The sequence below is a fragment of the Sphaerotilus montanus genome (genome assembly GCF_013410775.1).
GTDB classification, from domain to species: Bacteria; Pseudomonadota; Gammaproteobacteria; order Burkholderiales; family Burkholderiaceae_C; genus Sphaerotilus; species Sphaerotilus montanus.
Map to the genome: position 1 here is coordinate 2321883 of NZ_JACCFH010000001.1, position 22241 is coordinate 2344123.

Annotated in this window: 9 protein-coding genes; all 9 read left to right on the forward strand. The window is 71.9% G+C overall.

The window, feature by feature from the left end; translation table 11 throughout:
- Positions 1–182 precede the first annotated feature (182 nt).
- The 9 genes from BDD16_RS10510 to BDD16_RS10550 all read left to right on the forward strand — a co-directional run bounded on the left by BDD16_RS10510 (position 183) and on the right by BDD16_RS10550 (position 22232).
- On the forward strand, positions 183–1112 hold the full coding sequence (locus BDD16_RS10510; RefSeq protein ID WP_179633902.1) for a LysR substrate-binding domain-containing protein: 930 nt from the start codon (positions 183–185) through the stop codon (positions 1110–1112).
- Between the two features lie 80 nt (positions 1113–1192).
- Positions 1193–2344, forward strand: coding sequence for an alpha-hydroxy acid oxidase (locus tag BDD16_RS10515; RefSeq protein ID WP_179633903.1), 1152 nt, complete (start codon positions 1193–1195; stop codon positions 2342–2344).
- Positions 2345–2446: 102 nt separating this feature from the next.
- Positions 2447–3625, forward strand: coding sequence for an alpha-hydroxy acid oxidase (locus BDD16_RS10520; RefSeq protein WP_179633904.1), 1179 nt, complete (start codon positions 2447–2449; stop codon positions 3623–3625).
- A 108-nt stretch (positions 3626–3733) separates the two neighbouring features.
- The gene (locus BDD16_RS10525; protein WP_179633905.1) at positions 3734–5155 is read left to right on the forward strand and encodes a GAF domain-containing protein; all 1422 of its coding nucleotides are present in this window, start codon (positions 3734–3736) and stop codon (positions 5153–5155) included.
- On the forward strand, positions 5155–7308 hold the full coding sequence (locus tag BDD16_RS10530) for a biotin/lipoyl-binding protein (protein ID WP_179633906.1): 2154 nt from the start codon (positions 5155–5157) through the stop codon (positions 7306–7308). Before BDD16_RS10525 ends, BDD16_RS10530 begins: the two co-directional genes overlap by 1 nt.
- Entirely contained in the window at positions 7305–9269 is a 1965-nt protein-coding gene (locus tag BDD16_RS10535) for a preprotein translocase subunit SecA (RefSeq protein WP_179633907.1), read from the forward strand. The genes BDD16_RS10530 and BDD16_RS10535 overlap by 4 nt, the downstream gene beginning before the upstream one ends.
- The gene (locus BDD16_RS10540) at positions 9269–10201 is read left to right on the forward strand and encodes an efflux RND transporter periplasmic adaptor subunit (RefSeq protein ID WP_218897767.1); all 933 of its coding nucleotides are present in this window, start codon (positions 9269–9271) and stop codon (positions 10199–10201) included. Before BDD16_RS10535 ends, BDD16_RS10540 begins: the two co-directional genes overlap by 1 nt.
- Positions 10202–10221: 20 nt before the next feature.
- Positions 10222–19686: a cadherin domain-containing protein gene (locus tag BDD16_RS10545; protein WP_179633909.1), complete on the forward strand. Its 9465-nt coding sequence runs from the start codon at positions 10222–10224 to the stop codon at positions 19684–19686.
- Entirely contained in the window at positions 19683–22232 is a 2550-nt protein-coding gene (locus tag BDD16_RS10550; protein ID WP_179633910.1) for a hybrid sensor histidine kinase/response regulator, read from the forward strand. Before BDD16_RS10545 ends, BDD16_RS10550 begins: the two co-directional genes overlap by 4 nt.
- Positions 22233–22241 lie beyond the last annotated feature (9 nt).

Genomic DNA, 22241 nt, shown 5'->3' on the forward strand with positions numbered 1-22241 from the left:
TGAAGTTACGATGTTTTCCGGTCGTTCCGATGACCACACTGCGCGGCGATTTGCCAATGCCATGCGCTCGGAAATTTCCGAAAAGCCTTCGATTGTACGCGCCTTCCGTCAACAGGGGCAATGCGGAGTGACATCGGGTGCGACAGCGGCGCGACACGGGGGGCTTCCGCTAGAGTCCGTGCATGTTCCATGCAGCCGATCCCTCCGATGTCCGATTCCCCTCGATCGAGGGTCTGCGTGCGTTCGAGGCCGTGGCGCGGCTCGGTTCGTGCGAGCGCGCGGCGGATGAACTGGCCGTCACGGCGAGCGCCATCTCGAAGCGGGTGGCCACGCTCGAAGACCTGCTGGGCACCCCGCTGTTCAGCCGCAGCCTGCGTGCCCTGTCGCTGACCGCCGCCGGCCGCGAGTACCTGGAGCAGGTGCGCATCGCGCTGGGCCTGCTGGCCGCCGTGCCGCTGCACCGCCGGCAGGCGCAGCGGGTGCAGCGCCTGCGCGTGAGTTCGCCGCCCACCTTCGCGCGCCAGATCCTGGTGCCGGCGCTGGCCGACTACACCGCCGCCCACCCCGAGGTCGAGCTGGAGATCGTGCTGTCGATTCCCTACATCGACGGCGGGCAGGCCGACGCTGATGTCGAGATCCGCAATGGGGATGCGGCGGCGGCCGGCGTCGATCCGCTGATGGAGGATGTGCTGGTGCCGCTGGCCGCACCCGGGCTGCTGGCGCGGCTGGCGCCGATCACCGTGCCGGCCGATCTGGCACAGGCACCGCTGCTGCGCACGCCGCTGGAGCCGTGGACACCGTGGTTCCGCGCCGCCGGGCTGGACTGGCACGAGCCGACCCAGGGGCCGCGTCTCGTGGACCTCGGCCTGACGCTGGAAGCCGCCGTCTGCGGGCAGGGCGTGGCGCTGGCGCGGCCTTCGCTGGCGCGCCACTGGCTGCGCAGCGGGGCACTGGTGCCGCTGTTCCGCACCACGGCCCGGCCGGCGCATCTCTATTACGCGGTGGCCCACAGCGCGCACGAGCCGGCCTTCGGCTTCATCGACTGGCTGGCGGCGGTGGCCACCGAACTGGCCGACGAGGCGACGCAGGAACTTCTTTCCCGTCCAGCCTGACGAAGCTTCCGCGCACGCGGGGCGGCGCGGGCCTACGATCTGTCACTCCAAGACCGAGCCAGACCGAGGAGACCGCCACCATGACCGTCATCACCTGCATCGAAGACCTGCGCCAGCTCGCCGAGCGCCGCGTGCCCCGCATGTTCTACGACTACGCCGATTCCGGCTCGTGGACCGAAGGCACCTACCGCGACAACGAACAGGCCTTCCAGCGCATCAAGCTGCGCCAGCGCGTGGCGGTCAACATGGACAACCGCAGCACCGCGGTGAAGATGATCGGCCTCGACGCGAAGATGCCGGTGGCGATTGCCCCTGTCGGCCTGACCGGCATGCAGCACGCCGACGGCGAGATCCACGCCGCGCGCGCCGCCGAGAAGTTCGGCATCCCCTTCACGCTGTCGACGATGAGCATCTGCTCGATCGAGGACATCGCCCAGAACACCACTGCACCCTTCTGGTTTCAGCTCTACATGATGCGCGACCGCGAGGCGATGGCCCGCATGATCGAGCGCGCCCGCGCCGCGAAATGCAGCGCGCTGGTGCTCACGCTGGACCTGCAGGTCATCGGCCAGCGCCACAAGGACCTCAAGAACGGCCTGACCGCCCCGCCGCGCCCGACGCTCAAGAACATCGTCAACCTGATGACCAAGCCGCGCTGGTGCCTGGGGATGGCCGGCACGAAGCGCCACACCTTCCGCAACCTGGTCGGCCATGTGAAGGGCGTCAGCGACATGCGCTCGCTGTCGGCGTGGACCAACGAGCAGTTCGATCCGCGGCTGTCGTGGGCGGACGTGGCCTGGGTCAAGGAGCGCTGGGGCGGCAAGCTGATCCTGAAGGGCATCCAGGATGTCGTGGACGCGGAACTCGCGGTGGCCAGCGGCGCCGACGCGATCGTCGTCAGCAACCACGGTGGCCGCCAGCTCGACGGCGCGCAGGCGAGCATCGAGGCGCTGCCAGCCATCGTCGCGGCGGTGGGTTCGCGGATCGAGGTCTGGATGGACGGCGGCATCCGCAGCGGCCAGGACGTGCTCAAGGCCTGGGCGCTCGGCGCCCGCGGCACGATGATCGGCCGCGCCATGGTCTACGGCCTCGGCGCGATGGGCGAGGCGGGCGTCACCAAGGCCTTGCAGATCCTGCACAAGGAACTCGACGTGACGATGGCGTTCACCGGCCACACCCAGCTGACCCAGGTGGACCGCAGCATCCTCGTGCCCGGTACGATTCCGCGGTAACCATTGGTTTCTGCGGGTTCCGCCCCACGGAGGTCTGAACACGGGCTGAACGCCTCGGTAGCATCGACCGCAGTCGATCCTGCCCCGTCCTGTTCGCCCTGTGTGAGTCCGTCCGTGCCGTTTGCCACCTCCATCGAAGACCTGCGCAGCCAGGCGCAGCGCCGCATCCCGCGCATGTTCTACGACTACGTGGACGCGGGCTCCTGGACCGAAGGCACCTACCGCGCCAACACCGAGCGCCTGCGCGACATCCGACTCTGCCAGCGCGTGGCGGTCAACCTGGACGGCCGCCATGTGCGCTCGACGATGCTGGGCCAGCCGGTGGCGATGCCAGTGGCGCTCGGGCCGGCCGGGCTGGCGGGGATGATGCACCCGGACGGCGAGATCCATGCCGCGCGCGCTGCCGAGGCCTTCGGCGTGCCCTTCGCGCTGTCGACGATGAGCATCTGCTCGATCGAGGACGTGGCCGCGGCGACCACGAAACCGTTCTGGTTCCAGCTCTACCTGCTGCGCGACCGCGGCTTCTCGGCCAGCCTGATCGAGCGGGCGAAGGCGGCGCGCTGCTCGGCGCTGATCCTCACGCTGGACGCACCCGTGCTGGGCCGCCGCTACAAGGATGTGCGCAACGGCCTGAGCACGGCGCCGCAGTGGTACCGGCCGCGGGTGCTGATGGACTTCGTGCGCCATCCGCGCTGGTGCATGGACATGCTGAAGACGAACCGGCGGGTCTTCGGCAACATCGTCGGCCACGCGCCCGGCGCAGACGACATTGCCAAGATGTCCGACTGGAAGCACCTCGAAGTCGACTCCAGCCTGACCTGGGACGACATCGAGTGGGTGCGCCGGCAGTGGGGCGGGCCGCTGATCCTCAAGGGCCTGATGGACCCGGCCGACGCCCGCCGCGCGGCGCAGATGGGGGTGGCGGCCATCGTCGTCTCCAACCACGGCGGTCGGCAGCTCGACGGCACGCCCACCACGATCGAGGCGCTGCCCCGGATGGTCGAGGCCGTGCGGGCGGTGCCGGGTGCGGCCACCGAGGTCTGGATGGACAGCGGCATCCGCAGCGGCCAGGACGTGCTCAAGGCGCTGGCCCTGGGCGCGCAGGCGACGCTGATCGGCCGCGCCTACCTCTACGGCCTCGCCGCGCAAGGGCAGGCCGGCGTCACCCGCTGCCTGGAAATCCTGGCGGAGGATCTGGAGCTGTCGATGGCCCTGTGCGGCCATGTGCGCGTGGGCACGCTCGACCGCAGCGTGCTGGTCGCCGAGACCTGCCCGACCTGACCACGCCCCGCCGCGCGGCCAACAGCGCAGCGAAACCCGGCGTTCTCCAGCGCTGACTCCAGGGGCATCCGCGCCAGACTCACAGGCATCCTGCCCTGAGTCTGCCCGATGCACGCCCTGACCCGTCCTGCTGCTGTTGTCCGCCCCGTGCCGCCCGCCGCTGCGCCGGACACGGGTCTGCCCGCTGCTGGCCGCACCGCGCTGGCGTTGCAGGCGGCGCTGCTGGGCTGTTCGAGTTTCGACGAAGGGGCGCGTGTTGCCGTGCGCGAACTGGCGCTGCGCCTCGGATTCGAGCGGGTCTCGATGGCGCTGGCGCGAGAGAACACCTTGCAGCTGGTGGCGGTGTCCGACGGCTCGGCCACTGACGCGGCCACGCCCGCGCGGGCCGCCTTGCTGGCGGCGCTGGGCGAGACCTTTGACCAGCAGGCCGGCGTCGTCTGGCCGGAGCCGCGGGGCCACACCGGCGTGCCGCGCATCACGCGGGCGCACCGCGCGCTGGCGCCGTCGCGGGGGGATTCGGTGGCCGGCGTGCCGCTGGTGGTGCAGGGCGCCTTGCTGGGCGCGCTGTGCTGCGAGCGCCGTGGTGGCGTGCCGGTCGATCCGGACGAACTGGCGATGCTGGAGCAGCTGGCGACCTGCATCGCGCCGGTGCTGGCGCTGCTGCGCGACCGCGAGCGGCCGTGGTACCAGCGTCTGCAGGCGGTGGCGACGACCCGCACGGCGCCGTGGCGCCGCGTGTCGCTGGTGGGCGCCGTGGTGCTGGCGCTGCTGGTCCTCGTCTGGCCGGCCGACGTGCACCTGGGCGGACAGGCGCGGCTCGAAGGGGCGGTGCAGCGCGTGCTGGCCGTGCCGGCGGACGGGTTCGTGCAGCAGGTCCACGCCCGCCCCGGCGACAGCGTGCGCGCCGGACAGGTGCTGGTGGAACTGGCCGACCAGGATCTGCAGCTCGAACGCCAGCGCTGGCAGAGCCAGCTCGCGCAGCACCAGGACGCCTGGGCCACCGCCAACGCCCGCGCCGACCGCGCCCAGCTCGTGCAGAACCAGAGCCGCATCGACGAGGCGCAGGCCCAGCTCGATCTGGTCGACACCCGCCTGCAGCGCGGCCGGCTGGTGGCGCCCTTCGACGGCCTCGTCGTGCAGGGTGACCTCAGCCAGCAGCTCGGTGCGCCGGTGCGCCAGGGCGACGCGCTGATGACGCTGGCGCCGGGCGACCGCTTCCGCATCATCGTCGAGGTGGACGAGCGCGACATCGCGCAGGTCCGCGTCGGCCAGACCGGCACGCTGGCGCTGACGGCGCTGCCCTGGCAGACGCTGCCGCTGCGGGTCACGCGCATCAGTCCGGTGGCGAAGGCGGTGGAGGGCCGCAATGTGTTCGAGGTCGAGGCTGCCCTGCCGGACCGCCCCGCCGACCTGCGCCCTGGTCTGCAGGGCCACGCGCAGATCGATGCCGGCCGCGCTGCCAACGGCTGGCGCTGGACCCGCCGGCTGGTGGAGACGGCGCGGTTGGCGCTGTGGGCGTGGTGGGGCTGATGGAGGCGCCGCTGCACAGTGCGCAGTGGTTCCGCGTGGCCGGGCTGCGGCCGCGGCTGGACGAACAGGCTGCCGTGCAGCGCATGGCCGTGCGGGGCGCGGTCTGGCAGGTGCTGACCCGCCCGGACGGCACGCGCAGCGTGCGCCTGAACGCCACCGCCTGGGCGACGATCGGCCGCTGCGATGGCCGCCACACCCTGCAGCGCCTGTGGGAGATGGCGCTGGCCGAGCTGCGCGACGACGTGCCGACGCAGGACGAGCTGCTCGGCCTGCTGGCCCGCCTGCACCGCGCCGGCCTGATGAGCTTTGACCGGCAGCCCGACTTCGGCGCGCCGTCGCCTGACGCTGCCGCCGACCGCACCACCGCGGATGCAGAGGCGCCGCGGCAGTCGCTGCTGGCGTGGCGCATTCCCTTCGGTTGTCCGGACGCGGCGTTCGGCTGGCTGGCCGCGCGCCTGCGCTGGCTGTTCACGCCCGCCGCGCTGCTGCTGTGGCTGTTGGGCGTGGGCGCCGCGCTGGTCGCCGCCTGGCCGCACACGGCCGCGCTGTCGGCGCAGCTGCGCGATGGCCTGGGCACGCCCCGCGGCCTGGCCTGGGCGTGGCTGGCCTACCCGGTGATGAAGGTGCTGCACGAAGTGGGGCATGGCGTGGCGATCCGGCACTGGGGCGCGCGCGTGCCGCAGTGGGGCGTGACGCTGCTGATGGGCACGCCGGTGCCGTTTGTGGACGCGTCGGCCACCGCCGCGCTGCCGAGCCGCCGCCAGCGGGCGGTGGTGGCCGCGGCGGGCATCCTGGTCGAGTTGACGCTGGTGGCACTGGCCCTCGGGGTGGCGCTGGTGGTGCAGCCGGGCGCGCTGCGCGATCTGGCGCTGGTGGTGGTGGCGATCGGCGGGCTGTCGTCGCTGCTGGTGAATGCCAATCCGCTGATGCGCTTCGATGGCTACCACCTGCTGTGCGATCTGGCGGACCTGCCGAATCTGGCGCTGCGCAGCGCGTCGCACTGGCTGCACGCCCTGCGCCGCTGCGTGCTGCGGATGCCGGGCGAGGCGCCGATCGTGCCGCTGCCGGGAGAGACGCCGTGGCTGTGGGCCTACGCGCCGGCGGCGCTGGCGATGCGCTGGAGCGTGGCGCTGGGCATGGGCTGGTGGCTCGCCTCGGTGTCCTCGGTGCTGGGTGCGCTGGCGGCGCTGTACTTCGGCTGGACGCTGGTCGGGCAGCCGCTGCGGGCGCTGGGGCGCTGGCTGACGGGCTGGTCGCTGGCGCCGGCCGAGCGGCGGCGGGCCGGCTGGTCGATCGCGACACTGGCGCTGTGCGTGCTGGGGCCGGCGCTGGCCGTGCCGCTGCCGGACGCCGCGCTGGCGCAAGGCGTGCTGTGGCCGCCGGAAGACGCGCTGGTCCGCACGCAGACCGCCGGGTTTGTCGACGCCGTGCTGGTCACGGAAGGCCAGGCCGTGCAGCGTGGCGACCCGCTGCTGCGCCTGGCCGCGCCCACGCTGCTGGCCGAGCGCGAACGCCTCGCCAGCCGCATCGAGGCGCTGCAGGCCGACCGGTTCCAGGCGCTGCGGCAGGACAAGGCGCAGCTTGCGGCGGTCGACCACGCGCTGCAGGCCGCCGAGGCCGAACGGGCGCAGACCGAGGAACAGATCGCTGGCCTCACCGTGCGCGCACAGGCCGGTGGCCGGGTGCACCTGACCGGCACGGACGATCTGCCCGGCCGCTGGCTGGTGCGTGGCGCGCTGCTCGGGCATGTCGACACCGGCGCACCCGGCCGGGTGCGCGTGGTCGTCGCGCAGGCGGATGCGGCTGTCATCACCGCCCACCGGGGCCCGGTCGACGTCTGGCTGATCGGCTCGGCCGCGCCGCCGATGCGCGGGACGCTGGTCGGCACGCCGTCCGGTGGCGGCGCACCGCTGCCGAGCGCGGCGCTGGGCGAGCGTCACGGCGGCGGCATCGCCACCGATCCGGCCGATCCGCAGGGACTGAAACCCGCGCAGCCCGTGCTGCAGGCCGATGTGCGGCTGGCGCAGGCCACCGGCGAGCGCATCGGCGCCCGCGCCTGGGTGCGCTTCGAGCAGGGCCGCGCCCCGTTGGCCTGGCAGGCCGCACGGGCCCTGCAGCAGCAACTGCTACACCACCTCTCCCCGCAGCCATGACGCCCACCGCCGTCCTGCCCCGGCCCGGGCCGCTGCTCGGGGCCTATCCGCTGCGCGGCCCGTCGCCGCCGGCCGCGTGGGCCGGCTGGTGGAGCCGCACCGCTGCGCCGCCGCTGGTGAACCGGGTGGCCGCGATCCGGGCCCAGCAGGCGCGCTGGGCGGCGCTGAGCGAGCTGGAGTTCCGCGCCCACCTGCGCCGCCTGCGCGCCCGGCTGGCGCGCGACGGCTTCGGCGGTGCGCAGCGGGTGCGTGCGCTGGGCTGCGTGGCGGCGGCGGCGCAGCGGGCGCTCGGCCGCAATCCCTACGACACCCAGCTGCTCTGCGCCGAGGCCCTGCTCGACGACCACCTCGCCGAGATGGCCACCGGCGAGGGCAAGACGCTGGCTGCCGCGCTGGCCGCCGCGGTGGCCGCACTCGCCGGCGTGCCCGTGCACGTGATGACCGCCAACGACTACCTCGCCGCCCGCGACGCCGCGCAGCTCGGTCTGCTCTACGGCGTGCTCGGGCTGCGCACCGGCGTCGTGCTCGGCAGCACCGCGCCGGAGGCCCGCCGCGCCGCTTACGCCTGCGACCTGACCTACGCCACCGCCCGCGAGATCGCCTTCGACCACCTGCGCGACCGCGTCCACCTCCAGGCGCAGGGCAGCGAGCTGCAGCGCTGCGCCGCCCGGCTGGCAGGCGATGCGCCACCACCGCTGCTGCTGCGCGGGCTGTGCATGGCCATCGTCGACGAGGCCGACAGCCTCATGATCGACGAGGCGACGATGCCGCTGGTGCTCGCCGAGACGCAGGACGACCCGGGCCACCGCGCCGCCTGCTTCCAGGCGCTGATGCTGGCGCGCCGGCTGACCCCGGGCGAGGACCTGCATCTGGACGCCGAGCAGCTCGCCGTCCACTGGACCGAGGCCGGCACCGAGCGGCTGGAGCCACTCGCCGACAGCCTCGGCGGCGCCTGGCTGAACCGCCGGCACCGGCAGGACCTGGTCGGCGCCGCGCTCGTGGCGCTGCACGGGCTGGTGCCGGACCGCCACTACCTCGTGCGCGAGGGCCGGGTCGAGCTGCTGGACGCCGTGACCGGCCGCGCCGCGCCGGGCCGTGTCTGGGCCCGCGGGCTGCAGACCCTGGTCGAGCTGAAGGAGGGCTGTCCCGTGACGCCGCCGACCCGCACCAGCGCGCAGACCAGCTACCAGCGCTTCTTCCTTGGCTACCTGCGGCTGTCGGGCATCAGCGGCACGCTGGCCGAGTGCCGGGCGGAGCTGCGCGCGGTCTACGGCCGGCAGATCGTCGCGGTGCCGCTGCGGCGGCCGGGGCTGCGGCAACTGGCGCCGCCGCGGCTGTTCGCGACCGGGCAGGCGCGGGCCGAGGCGATTCCCGCGCGGGTGCAGGCGCTGGTCGCGCAGGGCCGGCCCGTGCTGGTCGGCGTCAACACCGTGGCCGAGGCGCAGGCGCTGTCCGCGCGCCTGAACGTGGCGGGCATTGACCACCAGGTGCTCGATGCGCGCCACGACGCCGACGAGGCCGCCGTCGTCGCGATGGCCGGGCAGGCCGGCACCGTGACGGTGGCGACCCGCATGGCCGGACGCGGCACCGACATCGAACTCGGCGCCGGGGTGGCCGAGCGCGGCGGGCTGCACGTGCTCTGCTGCCAGGACAACGCCTCGGCGCGGCTGGACCGGCAGTGCATCGGCCGCGCCGCGCGCCAGGGCGATCCGGGCAGCGCCGAGGTCTGGCATGCGCTGGATGCCTCGATCTGGCAAAGCGGCGGGGCTTCAGTCGGCCTGCTGCGGCGCCGACAACAGGAGGGGCCGGGCGCCCTGGCCGTGCCCGCGGTGGTCGTGCAGGCATGGAACCGGCAGCTGCAGGGCACGCACCAGAAACAGGGCATGCGGCTGCGACGCCGCTTGCTGGAGCAGGACAGGACATGGCAGACACAACTCGACTTCACGCACCTGCACGCCTGATGGGCGCGCGTGCGATCTCCGCCGTGCTGGCCACGGCCGCGCTGCTGGCCCTGCCCGGTCGGGCCGGTGCCGCACCACCAGCACCGGCACCAGGCGCCGTCATGCTGCCGGTCTCGCCGGCCGCATCGGCCCCCGCGCCGGCCGCGCCCCGCGCGGCCAGACCCACGCTCGGCTGCCTGATCAGCCCGGAGCGGGTGGCCGATGTCGGCTCGCCGGTGGTGGGCGTGGTGTCGGAGATCCCGGTGGACAACGGCACCCTCGTGCAGGCCGGACAGCCGCTGGTGGTGCTGCGCTCGGATGTCGAGCAGGCCGGGCTGCACGCCGCCCAGGCCCGCAGTGCCATCGAGGCCGATGTCTACGCGGCCAAGGCCAATCTGATGCTCGCCCACCAGCGCCACGCCCGCGCGGTCGAGCTGCTGGGCGAGGGCTTCGTTTCCGCGCAGGCGGTGGAGCAGGCGCGCACCGAGCGCGACGTGGCCGACCAGAAGCTGCAGCAGGCCCGCGGCCAGCAGGAGGTCAGCCAGCAGGAGCTGCGCGTCGTGCAGGCCCAGCTCGGCCAGCGCACCGTGCGCAGCCCCTTCCGCGGCGTGGTGGTCGAGCGCTTTGTCAACGCTGGCGAGCGGGTCGAGGACAAGCCGCTGCTGCGGCTGGCGATGCTTGATCCGCTGCGGGTCGAGATCGTGATGCCGGCCAGTCGCTGGGGCAGCGTCGCCGTGAACCACACGCTGTCGGTGGTGCCGGAGCTGCCCGGGGCGGTGTCGATGCCGGCGAAGGTCACCCACGTCGACAAGATCATCGACGCGGCCAGCAACACCTTCCGGGTGCGGCTGGCTCTGCCCAATCCGGGCAACCGCTTGCCGGCCGGAGCGCGGTGCAAGGTGGATGAGCCGGGTCTGTCCGCCACTTCGCTGTCCACGCGCGGCAGCCTCTGACCGGTCCTGCTTTCCCGCGCATGCCATCGACGACTGCCCGCGTCCGCGCCCGTGTCCTGATGGAAACGCTGGAGCCGCGCATCCTCTACTCGGCCGATCTGGCGGCGGTGGCAGCCCTGGCGGGCGGTGACGTCGGGTGGGTGCAGGAGCAGCGGCTGCAAGCCACCACGCAGACTGCGGACCAGACGGTGGTCCGCACCGAGATCGCCTTCGTGGACCTCGGCATTCCCGAGGCCCGGTCGCTGGTCGGCGGCCTGCTGGCGGAACGCGTCGCCGGCCGCCCGATCGAGGTGGTCCCCATCGCCGCGGACGAGGACGGGCTGGCCGTCATCAGCCGCACGCTGGACGAGCGGCAGGCGGCGGGCGAGACCTTCGATGCGGTCCATGTCTTCAGCCACGGCCAGTCGGGCGTGGTGGCGCTGGGCACGTCCACGCTCGACGCCGACAGCTTGCTGCGGCGCGCAGGCGAGATCGCCGACTGGGGCAGCGCGCTGAGCGCACAGGCCGACCTGATGCTCTACGGCTGCGATGTCGCTGCCGGGGCGAACGGGCTGTTCCTGATCGAGGGACTGGCCGCGCTCACCGGCGCCGACGTGGCCGCCAGCGACGACCTGACCGGCAGCGCCGCCCGCGGTGGCGACTGGCTGCTGGAGCAGCACACCGGCCAGATCGAGGCGACGGTGGCGGCGGATGCCGCGCTGCAGCAGACCTGGGACGGCGTGCTGGGCAGCGAGACGCAGGTCAACCTCACCACCGCGGGCAACCAGAATACCGGTGCGGAAACCCGTGGCAGCCAGCAGGCCGTGGCGCTGGATGCTGCCGGCAACTACACCGTCGTGTGGACCAGCGGCGGCCAGGACGGTGGCGGCAAGGGCGTCTATGTGCGCCGCTTCGCCTCCGACGGCACGGCGCTGACGGGCGAGATCCAGGTCAACACCACCACCGCCAAGGACCAGGAAAACGCCCGCATCGTCGGCGATGCTTCGGGGCAGTTCGCCGTGGTCTGGACCAGCCAGGACCAGGACGGCACGACCGCCAGTGTCTACTTCCGCCGATTCGCTGCGAATGGCACCGCGCTGACCGGCGAGATCCGTGCCAACGCCAGCGACAGCGGTGACCAGCTCAACGCGGTCATCGGCCTGAATTCCGGCAATGGCGACCTCGTCGTGGCGTGGGAAGGCGATGGTCCGGGTGGTCAGTCGGTCTTCTTCCGCCGTTTCGCCCAGGACGGCACGGCCCTGGATGCCACGGACCGGGCGGCGGGCACGCTGAACGGAGAGCTGAACCCCGCGGTGGCCATGGACGCGACCGGGCGGTTTGTCATCGCGTGGAACGACGGGCAGCACATCCGGTTCCAGCGCTACGACGCGGCCGGTGTGGCGGCTGGCGCCCTCACCCAGGTGGACGGACCTGCATCTGACAGCTTCGGCCCCGCGGTCGCCATCGATGACCAGGGCAACTTTGCCGTGGCGTACAGGGAGCAGTCGACGATGACCGGCCTCTGGGGGCTGTCGTACACGGCGACGGGCACACCGAAGAACGTCTGGTTCTATGCCGACACTGGAGACGCGACCAGTCCGTCGATTGCGCTGGCACCGGACGGTTCAGCGGTGGTGACGTACCAGAAATCCGGCGACGGAGACGGCATGGGCATCTACGCCCGCAAGATCAGCGCGAGCGGTGTCGTGCAAGGGGCACCGATTCTGGTCAACCAGAGCACCGCCAAGGACCAGGTGGCCGCTTCGGTGGCAGTCCGCGACGCCGACCACTTTGTCGTGGCCTGGAGTGGCGATTCGGCCGCCGACAAGGACGGCGTGTATGCCCGTACCTTCGAACCCGCCAACACGCCCCCGCTGATCACCACCAACGGCGGCGCCAGCACGGCTGCGGTCTCGGTGGCCGAGAACACCACCGCCGTCACCACCGTTGGCGCAAACGACGTGGACTGGCCGGTCCAGACCATCCGCTATTCGATCGTCGGCGGTGCCGACCAGGCACGGTTTTCGATCGACAGCGCGAGTGGTGCGCTGCGCTTCGTTGCCGCTCCGGACTTCGAGCAGCCAGCCGATGCAGGTGGCGACAACCTCTACGAGGTCACCGTGCAGGCCAGCGACCTGCTGCTGGCCACCACGCAGGCCCTCGCGGTCACGGTCACGGATGTGGCGGACCAGATCGTGGCCGAGGCCGACACGGCCACGACCCCGCACGCCACCGCCGTGTCCATCGACGTGCTGGCCAACGACCGTCTGGGGACGGGCAGCACCTTGACGCTGCTGGACATCCGCCAGCCCGCGCATGGCCAGGCCACGGTGGTCGGCGGCGAGGTGGTCTACACGCCGGATGCCGGCTTCGTCGGCACCGACACCCTGCAATACCGGGTCGTCGATGGCAGCGAAGGGCTGGCTGCCTACTGGGCACTCGACGACGACGTCGGCAGCCTGGCCGGCGAGCCCGGTGCCACGGCGGGGGTCTTTGGCCAGGCACTGCAGTTCGACGGCGTCGACGACCGGGTGGGGCTGACCGGTGTCACCTACACCAGCGAGTTCACCCTGTCCTACTGGTTCAAGCTGGCCGACAACACCGGCACCGGCTACCGCTACCTCTATGCCGATGGCACGGCCGGCGTTCAGAACAGCCTCAATATCTACTTCATCGAGGACGCCACCAGTACCGCGTCCGGCATCAAGAATGTCCTGCGCACCTCGCTGGTCGACAGCAACGACGGCACGGCCATCACCAACACCTCGGCGCTGGACATCCCGGTCACCGGGCTGCTCGACAACCGGTGGCACCAGTACACGCTGACCACCGTGACGGGCACGGGCTCGTCCGTCTACATCGACGGCACCCTGCGCGCCATCAGCAGCCAGGGGGGTGACACGCTCACGACGAGCGGCTCGGTGCTGCTGGGGGCCAACAGCACGCTCAGTGCCGCGCGCTTCCTGACGGGCGCGCTCGACGATGTGGCGCTCTACCACCACACGACCGCCGCGTCTGCCGTTGCCGCACTGGAGAGCGGACCCGGTGCCATCGGCACGGTGACACTCGACGTGGTGCCGGCCAACACGCAGACGCCGGTGATCACCTCGGGTGGCGGCGCAGATGCCGCCACGGTGAGCGTGGCCGAGAACGGCACCGCGGTCACTGTCGTCACGGCCTATGACACCGACGTTGGCGGGCCGGCCCTGGCCTACACGATCGTTGGCGGTGCAGACCAGGCCCGGTTCAGCATGGACGCTGCCAGTGGCGCCGTGGTCTTCCGTACCGTGCCGGACTTCGAGCAGCCCGCCGACACCGGCACCGACAACGTCTACGACCTCACCGTCCAGGTCAGCGACGGCGTGCACGTCGACACCCAGCAGCTCCGGGTGGTGGTCACTGACGCGAACGAGTACGCGGTCTCGCCGATCACCGACGCCGATCCCGGCACCGAGGCGGTCGACGAAAACGCCGCGATCGGCACCACGGTCGGCTTCACCGCCAGCGCGGTCGATGCCGATGGCACGACCAGCGCCGTCACCTATTCGCTGGACGATTCGGCTGGCGGGCGCTTCGCGATCGACGCCACCACTGGCGTGGTGAAGGTGGCGGGCCTGCTGGATGCCGAGACCGCCAGCAGCCACACCCTGCTCGTGCGCGCCGCCTCGATCGACGGCAGCAACCAGACGCTGCAGGTCACGGTCGCCGTGCGCGATCTCGACGAAGCGCGCGTGACCACCCCGGTCGACGCCGATGGGGCGCCGAACACCGTGTCGGAGCGTGCGGCCATCGACAGCGCTGTCGGTCTCACCGCCTCGGCCGTGGACGCGGACGCGACGAACAACACCGTCACCTACACGCTCACGGACAACGCGGGCGGGCGGTTTGCCATCGACGCCAGTTCCGGCGTGGTCACGGTGGCGAGCGCGCTCGATGCCGAAACCGCGCTGAGCCACACGGTCACCGTGCAGGCCAGGTCCACCGACGGCAGCGTGGCGAGCCAGAGCTTCACCATCGTGGTGCAGGACGTCAACGAGTCGGCGATCGGCGCGGTCACGGATCTGAACAGCGCGGCAGAGTCGGTGCGCGAAGACGCGGTGATCGGGACGGCGGTCGGCTTCCAGGCCCATGCCGTCGACGCGGATGCGACCAACCACACCATCACCTACGCGCTGGCGCTGAACTATGGCAACCGCTTCGCGATCGATGCCGCCAGTGGCGTGGTCACGGTGGCCGCCGCGCTGGACGCTGAAACCACGCCGGGCTATCTGCTGCTGGTGCGGGCGGTGTCGAGCGACGGCAGCTTCAGCTCGCGCTGGCTGGGGATCGGGGTGCAGGACGTCAACGAGTTCAGCGTCACCGCGCCCATCGATGCCAACAGCGCCACCAACGCGGTCAATGACAACGCGGCCGTCGACACGCGGGTCGGCATCATCGCGTCGGCGCGTGACGCCGACGCCACGCGGAACCAGATCACCTATGCGCTGGCGGACGATGCGGCCGGCCGGTTCAAGATCGATTCGGGTACGGGTGTGGTGAGGCTGGCACGCAGCGTGGCGGCCGACAGCGGCAGCACGCTGAACCTCGTGCTGCAGGCCACCTCGGCCGACGGCAGTGTCGCGACCCAGGCGCTCACGGTCGCCGTGAGCCAGACCAATCTGTATGCGCCGGTGATCCAGTCCGACGGTGGCAGCACTTCGGCGGCCCTCGCCGTGCAGGAGAACAGCAGCGGCCCGGTCACGACCGTGGTGGCCACCGATGCCGACGTGTCCGGCGTGCCATTGAGTTACCAGATCGTCGGTGGCGCGGATGCCGCCCGTTTCACGCTGGACGCGGGCACGGGTGTGTTGCGCTTCGTCGCTACTCCGGATGCAGAGCAGCCGATCGATGCTGGGGGTGACAACCGCTACGACCTGATCGTCGAAGCCAGTGACGGCGTCCGCGTCGATACCCAGACGCTGAGCGTGGTGGTGCAGGACGTCAACGAGGCGGCCATCAGTGCGCTCGCCGACGTGAATCTGGCGGCCGACACGGTGCAGGAAAATGCGGCGATCGGCACGGTGGTGGGCGTGCAGGCCCTGGCGGGCGACAGCGACGCGACGAACAACACCGTCACCTACACGCTCGGTGACACCGCGGGCGGCCGGTTCGCGATCGACGCCAGCACGGGCGTGGTGACGGTGGCGGGCCTGCTGGACGCCGAGGCTGCGCTGAGCCACACGATTCTCGTGCGTGCAGCATCAAGCGACGGCAGCGCGACGACGCTGGCGCTGACCATCGGGGTGCTGGACGTCAACGAATATGGCGTCGGTGCCATCACCGACGCCGATGGGCAGGCCAACAGCGTACGAGAGGATGATCCGGTCGGCACCACCGTCGGCCTGACCGCGCAGGCGCAGGACCTCGACGCGACCGCCAATGCCGTCACCTACTCGCTCGCCGATGATGCGGGCGGGCGCTTCGCCATCGACGAGACCACCGGCGTCGTTACCATCGCCCAGGCGCTGGACGCCGAGGCGGCGCAGAGCCACGGCATCGTGGTGCGCGCGCTGTCGGCCGATGGCAGCGTGCAGACACAGGCGTTCAGCATCGCGGTGCGCGATGTGGACGAGTTCGATCTGGTCGCGATCAACGACGTGGACGGTGCTGCCAATGCCGTGGCGGAGAACGCCGCGGTCGGCACGCGGGTGGGGATCACCGCGCAGTCGGTCGATGCCGATGTGACGAACAACAGCGTCACCTATTCGCTCGACGACACGGCGGGCGGCCGGTTCGCGATCGACGCTGGCACGGGCGTAGTGACGGTGGCCGGCTTGCTGGACGCCGAGACGGCGCTGAGCCACACGATTCTCGTGCGTGCAGCATCAAGCGACGGCAGCACGACGACGCTGGCGCTGACCATCGCGGTGCAAGACGTCAACGAATACGGCGTCGGTGCCATCACCGACGCCGATGCGCAGGCGAACAGCGTGCGCGAGGATGATCCGGTCGGCACCACCGTCGGCCTGACCGCACAGGCGCAGGACCTCGACGCGACCGCCAATGCCGTCACCTATTCGCTCAGTGACAACGCAGGCGGGCGCTTCGCCATCGACGCCACCACCGGCGTGGTCACCATTGCCCAGGCGCTGGACGCCGAAGTGGCGCAGAGCCACAGCATCGTGGTGCGCGCGCTGTCGACCGATGGCAGCGTGCAGACGCAGGCGTTCAGCATCGCGGTGCGCGATGTGGACGAGTTCGATCTGGTCGCGATCAACGACGTGGACGGTGCTGCCAATGCCGTGGCGGAAAACGCCGCGGTCGGCACACGGGTGGGGCTCACTGCGCAATCGGTCGACGCGGACGCGACCAGCCACACCGTGGCCTACGCGCTGCTCGACAGCGCGGGTGGGCACTTCGCGATCGACGCCACCACGGGCGTGATCACGGTGGCGGGCGCGCTCGATGCCGAGATGGCGCTGGCGCACACGCTGGTCGTGCAGGCCACCTCGGCCGACGGCAGCCTGTGGACACAGGCCTTCACCGTGCGCGTGACGGATGTGGACGAGTTCGATCTGGTCGCGGTCAGCGACACCGATGCGGCCCGCGACGCCGTGGCGGAAAACGCCGCGGTCGGCACGGCCGTGGGCTTGCGGGCCGGGTCGGTGGATGCAGACGTGACGACCCATGGCATCACCTACACGCTGGACGACTCGGCCGGCGGGTGCTTCGCGGTCGACGCGGCGACCGGCGTGGTGACGCTGGCGCGCGCGGTGCCGGACGAGGGCGTGGCCACACGCACGGTCGTGCTGCGCGCCACCTCGGCCGATGGCAGCACGGTGGCCGCGTCGTTCGACATCGCCATCCTGCCGGTCAACGAACAGGCGCCGGTGATCGACTCGGACGGCGGGGGCGCGAGCGCCGCGCTCGTGGTCGACGAGGGGCAGATGGCCGTGGCCCAGGTGCTGGCGCACGACGACGATCTGCCCGCCGACACGCTGCGCTACCGCATCGCTGGAGGCGCCGATGCGGCCCTGTTCACGCTCGATGCGTCGACGGGCGTGTTGCGCTTTGCCGCGGCCCCCGATGCCGAAGCGCCGCGCGACCAGGGCGCCGACAACGTCTACGAGGTGCGCATCCAGGTCAGCGACGGTCTGCACACGGACGAACAGGCCCTGCGCATCACCGTGCAGCCGCTCAACGACACGGCGCCGGTGATCACCAGCGACGGCGGCGGCGCCACGGCGGTGCGCTACGTCGCCGAGAACGCACTGGCGGTGACGCAGGTGCAGGCCCGCGATGCCGACTGGCCCATCGACACGCTGACCTACGCTGTGTCCGGCGGCGCGGACGCCGCGCTGTTCACGGTCGATGCCACCACCGGTGCGTTGCGCTGGCGTGCCGCGCCGGACCGCGAGACGCCCCGCGACGCGGGCGCCGATGGCGTCTACGACGTGACCGTCCGCGTGAGCGACGGGCTGCACACGGCGTCGCAGTCGCTGACGGTGGTGGTGGACAACGTCGACGAAGCGCCGCGGCTCGACACCAATGCGCTGGCGGTTCTCGAAGGCGGCATGGCCCGGCCGGTGCTGCTGGCCAGCGATGTCGACACGCCCGCTGCGGCGCTGGTCTACACGGTGCAGGACCTGACGGGGGGCCGCTTCGAGCAGGCCACCGCACCAGGCGTGGCGGTCACGCGCTTCACGCAGGCCGAGGTCGATGCCGGCGCGATCCGCCTTGTCGCCGATGGCCACGAGGCCGCCCCGGCCTACCGGCTGGTGCTGGCCGATGCCACGACCACGCTGGCGCCGCAGGCTGCGCAGGTGGCGTTCACGCCCGTGAACGATGCGCCGGTGAGCGCCGTGGTCGATCTCGGCACGGTCGACGAGGACACGGCGCGCGTGATCACCGTGGCGGACCTGCTCGCCGGTGCCAGCGATGCCGAGGGCGATGCGCTGTCGGTGTCGACCCTGCGGCTGACGGGCGGCGACGGCGTGCTGGTCGACCTGGGCGGCGGCCGCTGGCGCTTCGATCCGGCCGCGGACTGGCACGGTGCGGTGACACTGGCGGGCGAGGTGAGCGACGGGCAGGCGGGCGTGGCGCTGGTGGCGACGCTGCAGGTGCGCGCCGTCAACGACGCGCCGCGCATCACCAGCAGCGGCGGCGCGGTCACGCTGGCGCTCGACCAGGCGGAAAACACCCCCGAGGTCACCACGGTGGTCGGCGCGGACGTCGATGCCGACGCGCCGCTGCACTACGCGGTGGTGGGTGGCGCCGATGCGGCGCGCTTCCAGATCGACGCGGCGACAGGCGTGCTGGCCTTCCGCCAGGCCCCGGACCGTGAGCAAGCCGCCGACGCCGATGGCGACAACCGCTACGACGTGCTGGTGGAGGTGAGTGACGGAGCCCTGACGGCGCAGCAGGCCTTGCAGATCACGGTGACCAACATCGACGAGGCGCCGGTGGTGATGCACAACGTCGCGCTGATCTCCGATGGCCGGGTCACGCTCGTGCTGCACGCCAGCGACCAGGACACCCCGGCGACCGCGCTGACCTACCGGGTGGACAGCGTGCAGGGCGGGCAGTTCGAGCTGTCGGCCGCGCCCGGACAGGCGGTGACCATGTTCACGCAGGCGGATCTGGACGCTGCCCGCGTCACCTGGGTCGCGCCCGTCGGCAGCACGGCCACGGCCTTCGCGCTGCGCCTGAGCGATGGCCATTCGGAGGTGCGGATCGGTTCGCCGACACCGCAGCGCCAGGCGGTCGAGGCCGCCGAGATGACGCTGGTGGCTGTGGCTGCAGGGGACACCAGCGCAGCGCCTTCGGCCGGCGACAGTGCCGCCGCGACGACCGCCGCGCCGGTGGCCGCGGTCGCTCGGCGGAGCGACCCTGTGCTGCCACCACCGGCAGACAGCGCGGGTGATGACGCACTCGGTCTCGGTGCGCGCATGGCCGAGGACGCTGGTTCAGCACGTGGCGGTGGCGTGCGGCCGGCGGCGGTCGATGCGCCGGTGATCCGTTCGACGGCGGTCCGCGCTGCCGCCGTGGCCGAGCCGCCAGCGGAGGTGGCACTGGACCTGCCGTCGGAGGGCGCCGAAGCGCCGAGGCGGCTGGTGACCGACATGGACCTCTGGGGTTCGCGCAACGGCACCTCGCTGGCCGAACAGATGGACCGCCTGCGCCAGGAAGTCGCCGATGCCCAGCAGGCCGGCATGGTCTCGCTGGCCTCGACGGCGCTGGTCTCGACCGGCCTGTCGGTGGGCTACGTGATCTGGCTGGTGCGCGGCGGGGTGCTGATGACCAGCCTGATGTCGGTCGTGCCGGCCTGGGCGGGCATGGACCCGCTGCCGGTGCTGGCCGAGATGCGCCGCCACGCGGCAGACGGCCTCGCGACCGACCGCACCGATGACGACGGTGACAGCGGCGATGACCCGATCGAGCAGCTCTTCAGCAAGGCCCGTCGCCTGCTCGTCCGCCCGGCGGCCGGATCGCCAGTCGCCCCTGAACCGCCCGAGGGCTCCGCATGAAGTTCGGCCTGAAACACCTGTCCTCGCGTTTTCACCTGGCGCTGGGGCTGAGTTCGCTGGTGGTCAGCGTGCTGCTGATGGCGCAGTTCGCCGGGCTCCTGCCCGACCGCGATGGGCCGCTGCGCGCCGCCCGGGTCTCGCTGGCGGAGACGGTGGCCGTCAGCAGCATGGCCATGCTCGACGAGCAGGACCGTGGCCGGCTGCAGCAGGTGCTCGACTTCGTCGTGCAGCGCAATCCGGCGCTGCGCGCCGTGCGCCTGCGCCGGGCGGATGGCGTGCTTTACCTGCAGGCGGGCACACCCGAGGGGGCGTCGGTGCCGCCAGCGCTGGTGCCGGGTGGCGGCGATGTCGGGTCCGGGTCCACCGACACCCATCTGCGGCTGCAACTGGTGCAGGGGGGCACGCCCTGGGGCCAGGCCGAACTGCAGTTCGATCCGCTGCGCGACACCGCGCACTGGCGTTCGTGGCTGGGCTCGACCGAATTGCTGCTGGTGTCGACCGCGCTGAGCTGCTTCGTGCTGTTCTATTTCTATCTGCGCCGGATGCTGCGGCATCTGGACCCGTCCAAGGTGATCCCGGGCCGCGTGCGCGCGGCGTACGACACGCTGGCCGAAGGGCTGGTGATCGTCGATCCGGCCGGCCGCATCATGCTGGCCAACCGCACCTTCGGCGAGGTGGTCGGCCAGGATCCGGAGGCGCTGTTCCTCGTTCCGGTGGCCGATCTGGACTGGCTGCAGCCCCACCTGCCCGGCCACCCGGACAGGCCCTGGCACCAGGTGCTCACCGACGGCCAGTCGCGGCGCAACCTGCTGATGCACCTGACCGATGCGGGGGGGCGTGCCCGTGCCTTCATGGTCAATGTCTCGCCCGTCGCCGGGGCGCTCGGCACGGTGGCCGGCACGCTGGTCAGCCTCGATGACGTGACGATGCTGGAGGAAAAGGAAGTCCAGCTCCGCCTGGCCCGCGACGAGGCCGAGGCCGCCAACCGCGCCAAGAGCGACTTCCTGGCCAACATGAGCCACGAGATCCGCACGCCGATGAACGCCATCCTGGGCTTCGCCGAACTGCTGCGCCGCGGCTGGCAGAACAACCCGCAGGACACGCGCCGCCACCTCGACACCATCCTCGGCAGCGGTCGGCACCTGCTGGCGCTGATCAACGACATCCTGGATCTGTCCAAGGTCGAGGCCGGGCGGCTGGAGGTCGAGCGCGTGCCCTGCGCAGTGCACCAGGTCGTGCACGAGGTGGCCGACATCATGCGGCTGCGGGCCGAGGAGAAGGGCGTGCGGCTGGTCGTCGCCTTGCCCGAGGCGCTGCCGGCGACGGTGCTGACCGATCCGGCCCGCGTGCGCCAGATCGTCACCAACCTGATCGGCAATGCGCTGAAGTTCACCCTGCAGGGCGAGGTGACGGTGACGCTGCACATGGTGGACGCGGGCCGCGCCGGGGACGCCGCGCCGCGCCTGGCGATCGACATCGCCGACACCGGCATCGGCATTGCCACCGACAAGCTGGATGCGATCTTCGAGCCCTTCGTGCAGGCCGAGGCCTCGACCACGCGCCAGTTCGGCGGCACCGGGCTGGGGCTGGCGATCAGCCGGCGCTTTGCCCGGGCCCTGGGCGGCGACGTGACCGTCAGCAGCGTGCCGGGGCAGGGCAGCACCTTCCACGTCACGCTGGAGACGGGCGCGCTGGACGACGCCGACTGGCTGGCGCCGGACGCGCTGACCGCGGTGCGGCGGTCGCAGGCCACCGGCGGTGCGGTGCACTGGCAATTCGACGCCGGCCGCGTGCTGGTGGTCGACGACGGCGCCGAGAACCGCGAGCTGGTGCGGCTGGTGCTGGAGTCGGCCGGACTGACGGTGCTCGAAGCCTGCGATGGCGCGGTGGCACTGGACGTGGTGGAACGCGAGGCGCCGGACCTCGTGCTGATGGACGTCAACATGCCGGTGATGGATGGCTACACGGCCACCCGCCTGCTGCGCGAGCGCGGCTGCACGCTGCCGGTGCTGGCGCTGACCGCCAACGCGATGAAGGGCTTCGAACACCAGATCGAGGCCGCCGGTTTCACCGGCTACCTGACCAAGCCGGTCGACATCGACGCGCTGCTGGCCGAACTGGCTGCTCATCTGGGAGGGCGTCAGGTGGCCGGCGTGTTGCCGGAGCGGAGCCCGGTGGTGGCGGCGGCGGCGGCGACGCCGTTGCCAGCCGACGGCGGGCCCATCGTTTCCCGCCTGGCCGACCATCCGCGCCTGTCGCGCGTGGTGCGCACCTTCGGCCACACGCTGCCGGGCAAGCTGGCCGCGATGCAGTCGGCGCTGGACGACGGCCGCCTGAACGACCTGGCCGATCTGGCGCACTGGCTCAAGGGCGCGGGCGGCACGGTCGGCTTCGACGTCTTCTTCGAGCCGGCCCGCGAATTCGAGCGCCTGGCCCGTGCCGGCGAACCGGCTGAACTGGAGCGCGTGATGCGCCAGATCCAGGCGCTCGCCCGCCGGATCGTGATCCCCCACGGCGAGGCGGCCCCGGCCGCCACCCTTGCCTGAGAACCCGCG

Coding starts and splice junctions, on each gene's coding strand:
- BDD16_RS10545 (WP_179633909.1), top strand. CDS start 10,222: ATGCCATCGACGACTGCCCGCGTCCGCGCCCGTGTCCTGATGGAAACG.
- BDD16_RS10550 (WP_179633910.1), top strand. CDS start 19,683: ATGAAGTTCGGCCTGAAACACCTGTCCTCGCGTTTTCACCTGGCGCTG.
- BDD16_RS10525 (WP_179633905.1), top strand. CDS start 3,734: ATGCACGCCCTGACCCGTCCTGCTGCTGTTGTCCGCCCCGTGCCGCCC.
- BDD16_RS10530 (WP_179633906.1), top strand. CDS start 5,155: ATGGAGGCGCCGCTGCACAGTGCGCAGTGGTTCCGCGTGGCCGGGCTG.
- BDD16_RS10515 (WP_179633903.1), top strand. CDS start 1,193: ATGACCGTCATCACCTGCATCGAAGACCTGCGCCAGCTCGCCGAGCGC.
- BDD16_RS10510 (WP_179633902.1), top strand. CDS start 183: ATGTTCCATGCAGCCGATCCCTCCGATGTCCGATTCCCCTCGATCGAG.
- BDD16_RS10535 (WP_179633907.1), top strand. CDS start 7,305: ATGACGCCCACCGCCGTCCTGCCCCGGCCCGGGCCGCTGCTCGGGGCC.
- BDD16_RS10540 (WP_218897767.1), top strand. CDS start 9,269: ATGGGCGCGCGTGCGATCTCCGCCGTGCTGGCCACGGCCGCGCTGCTG.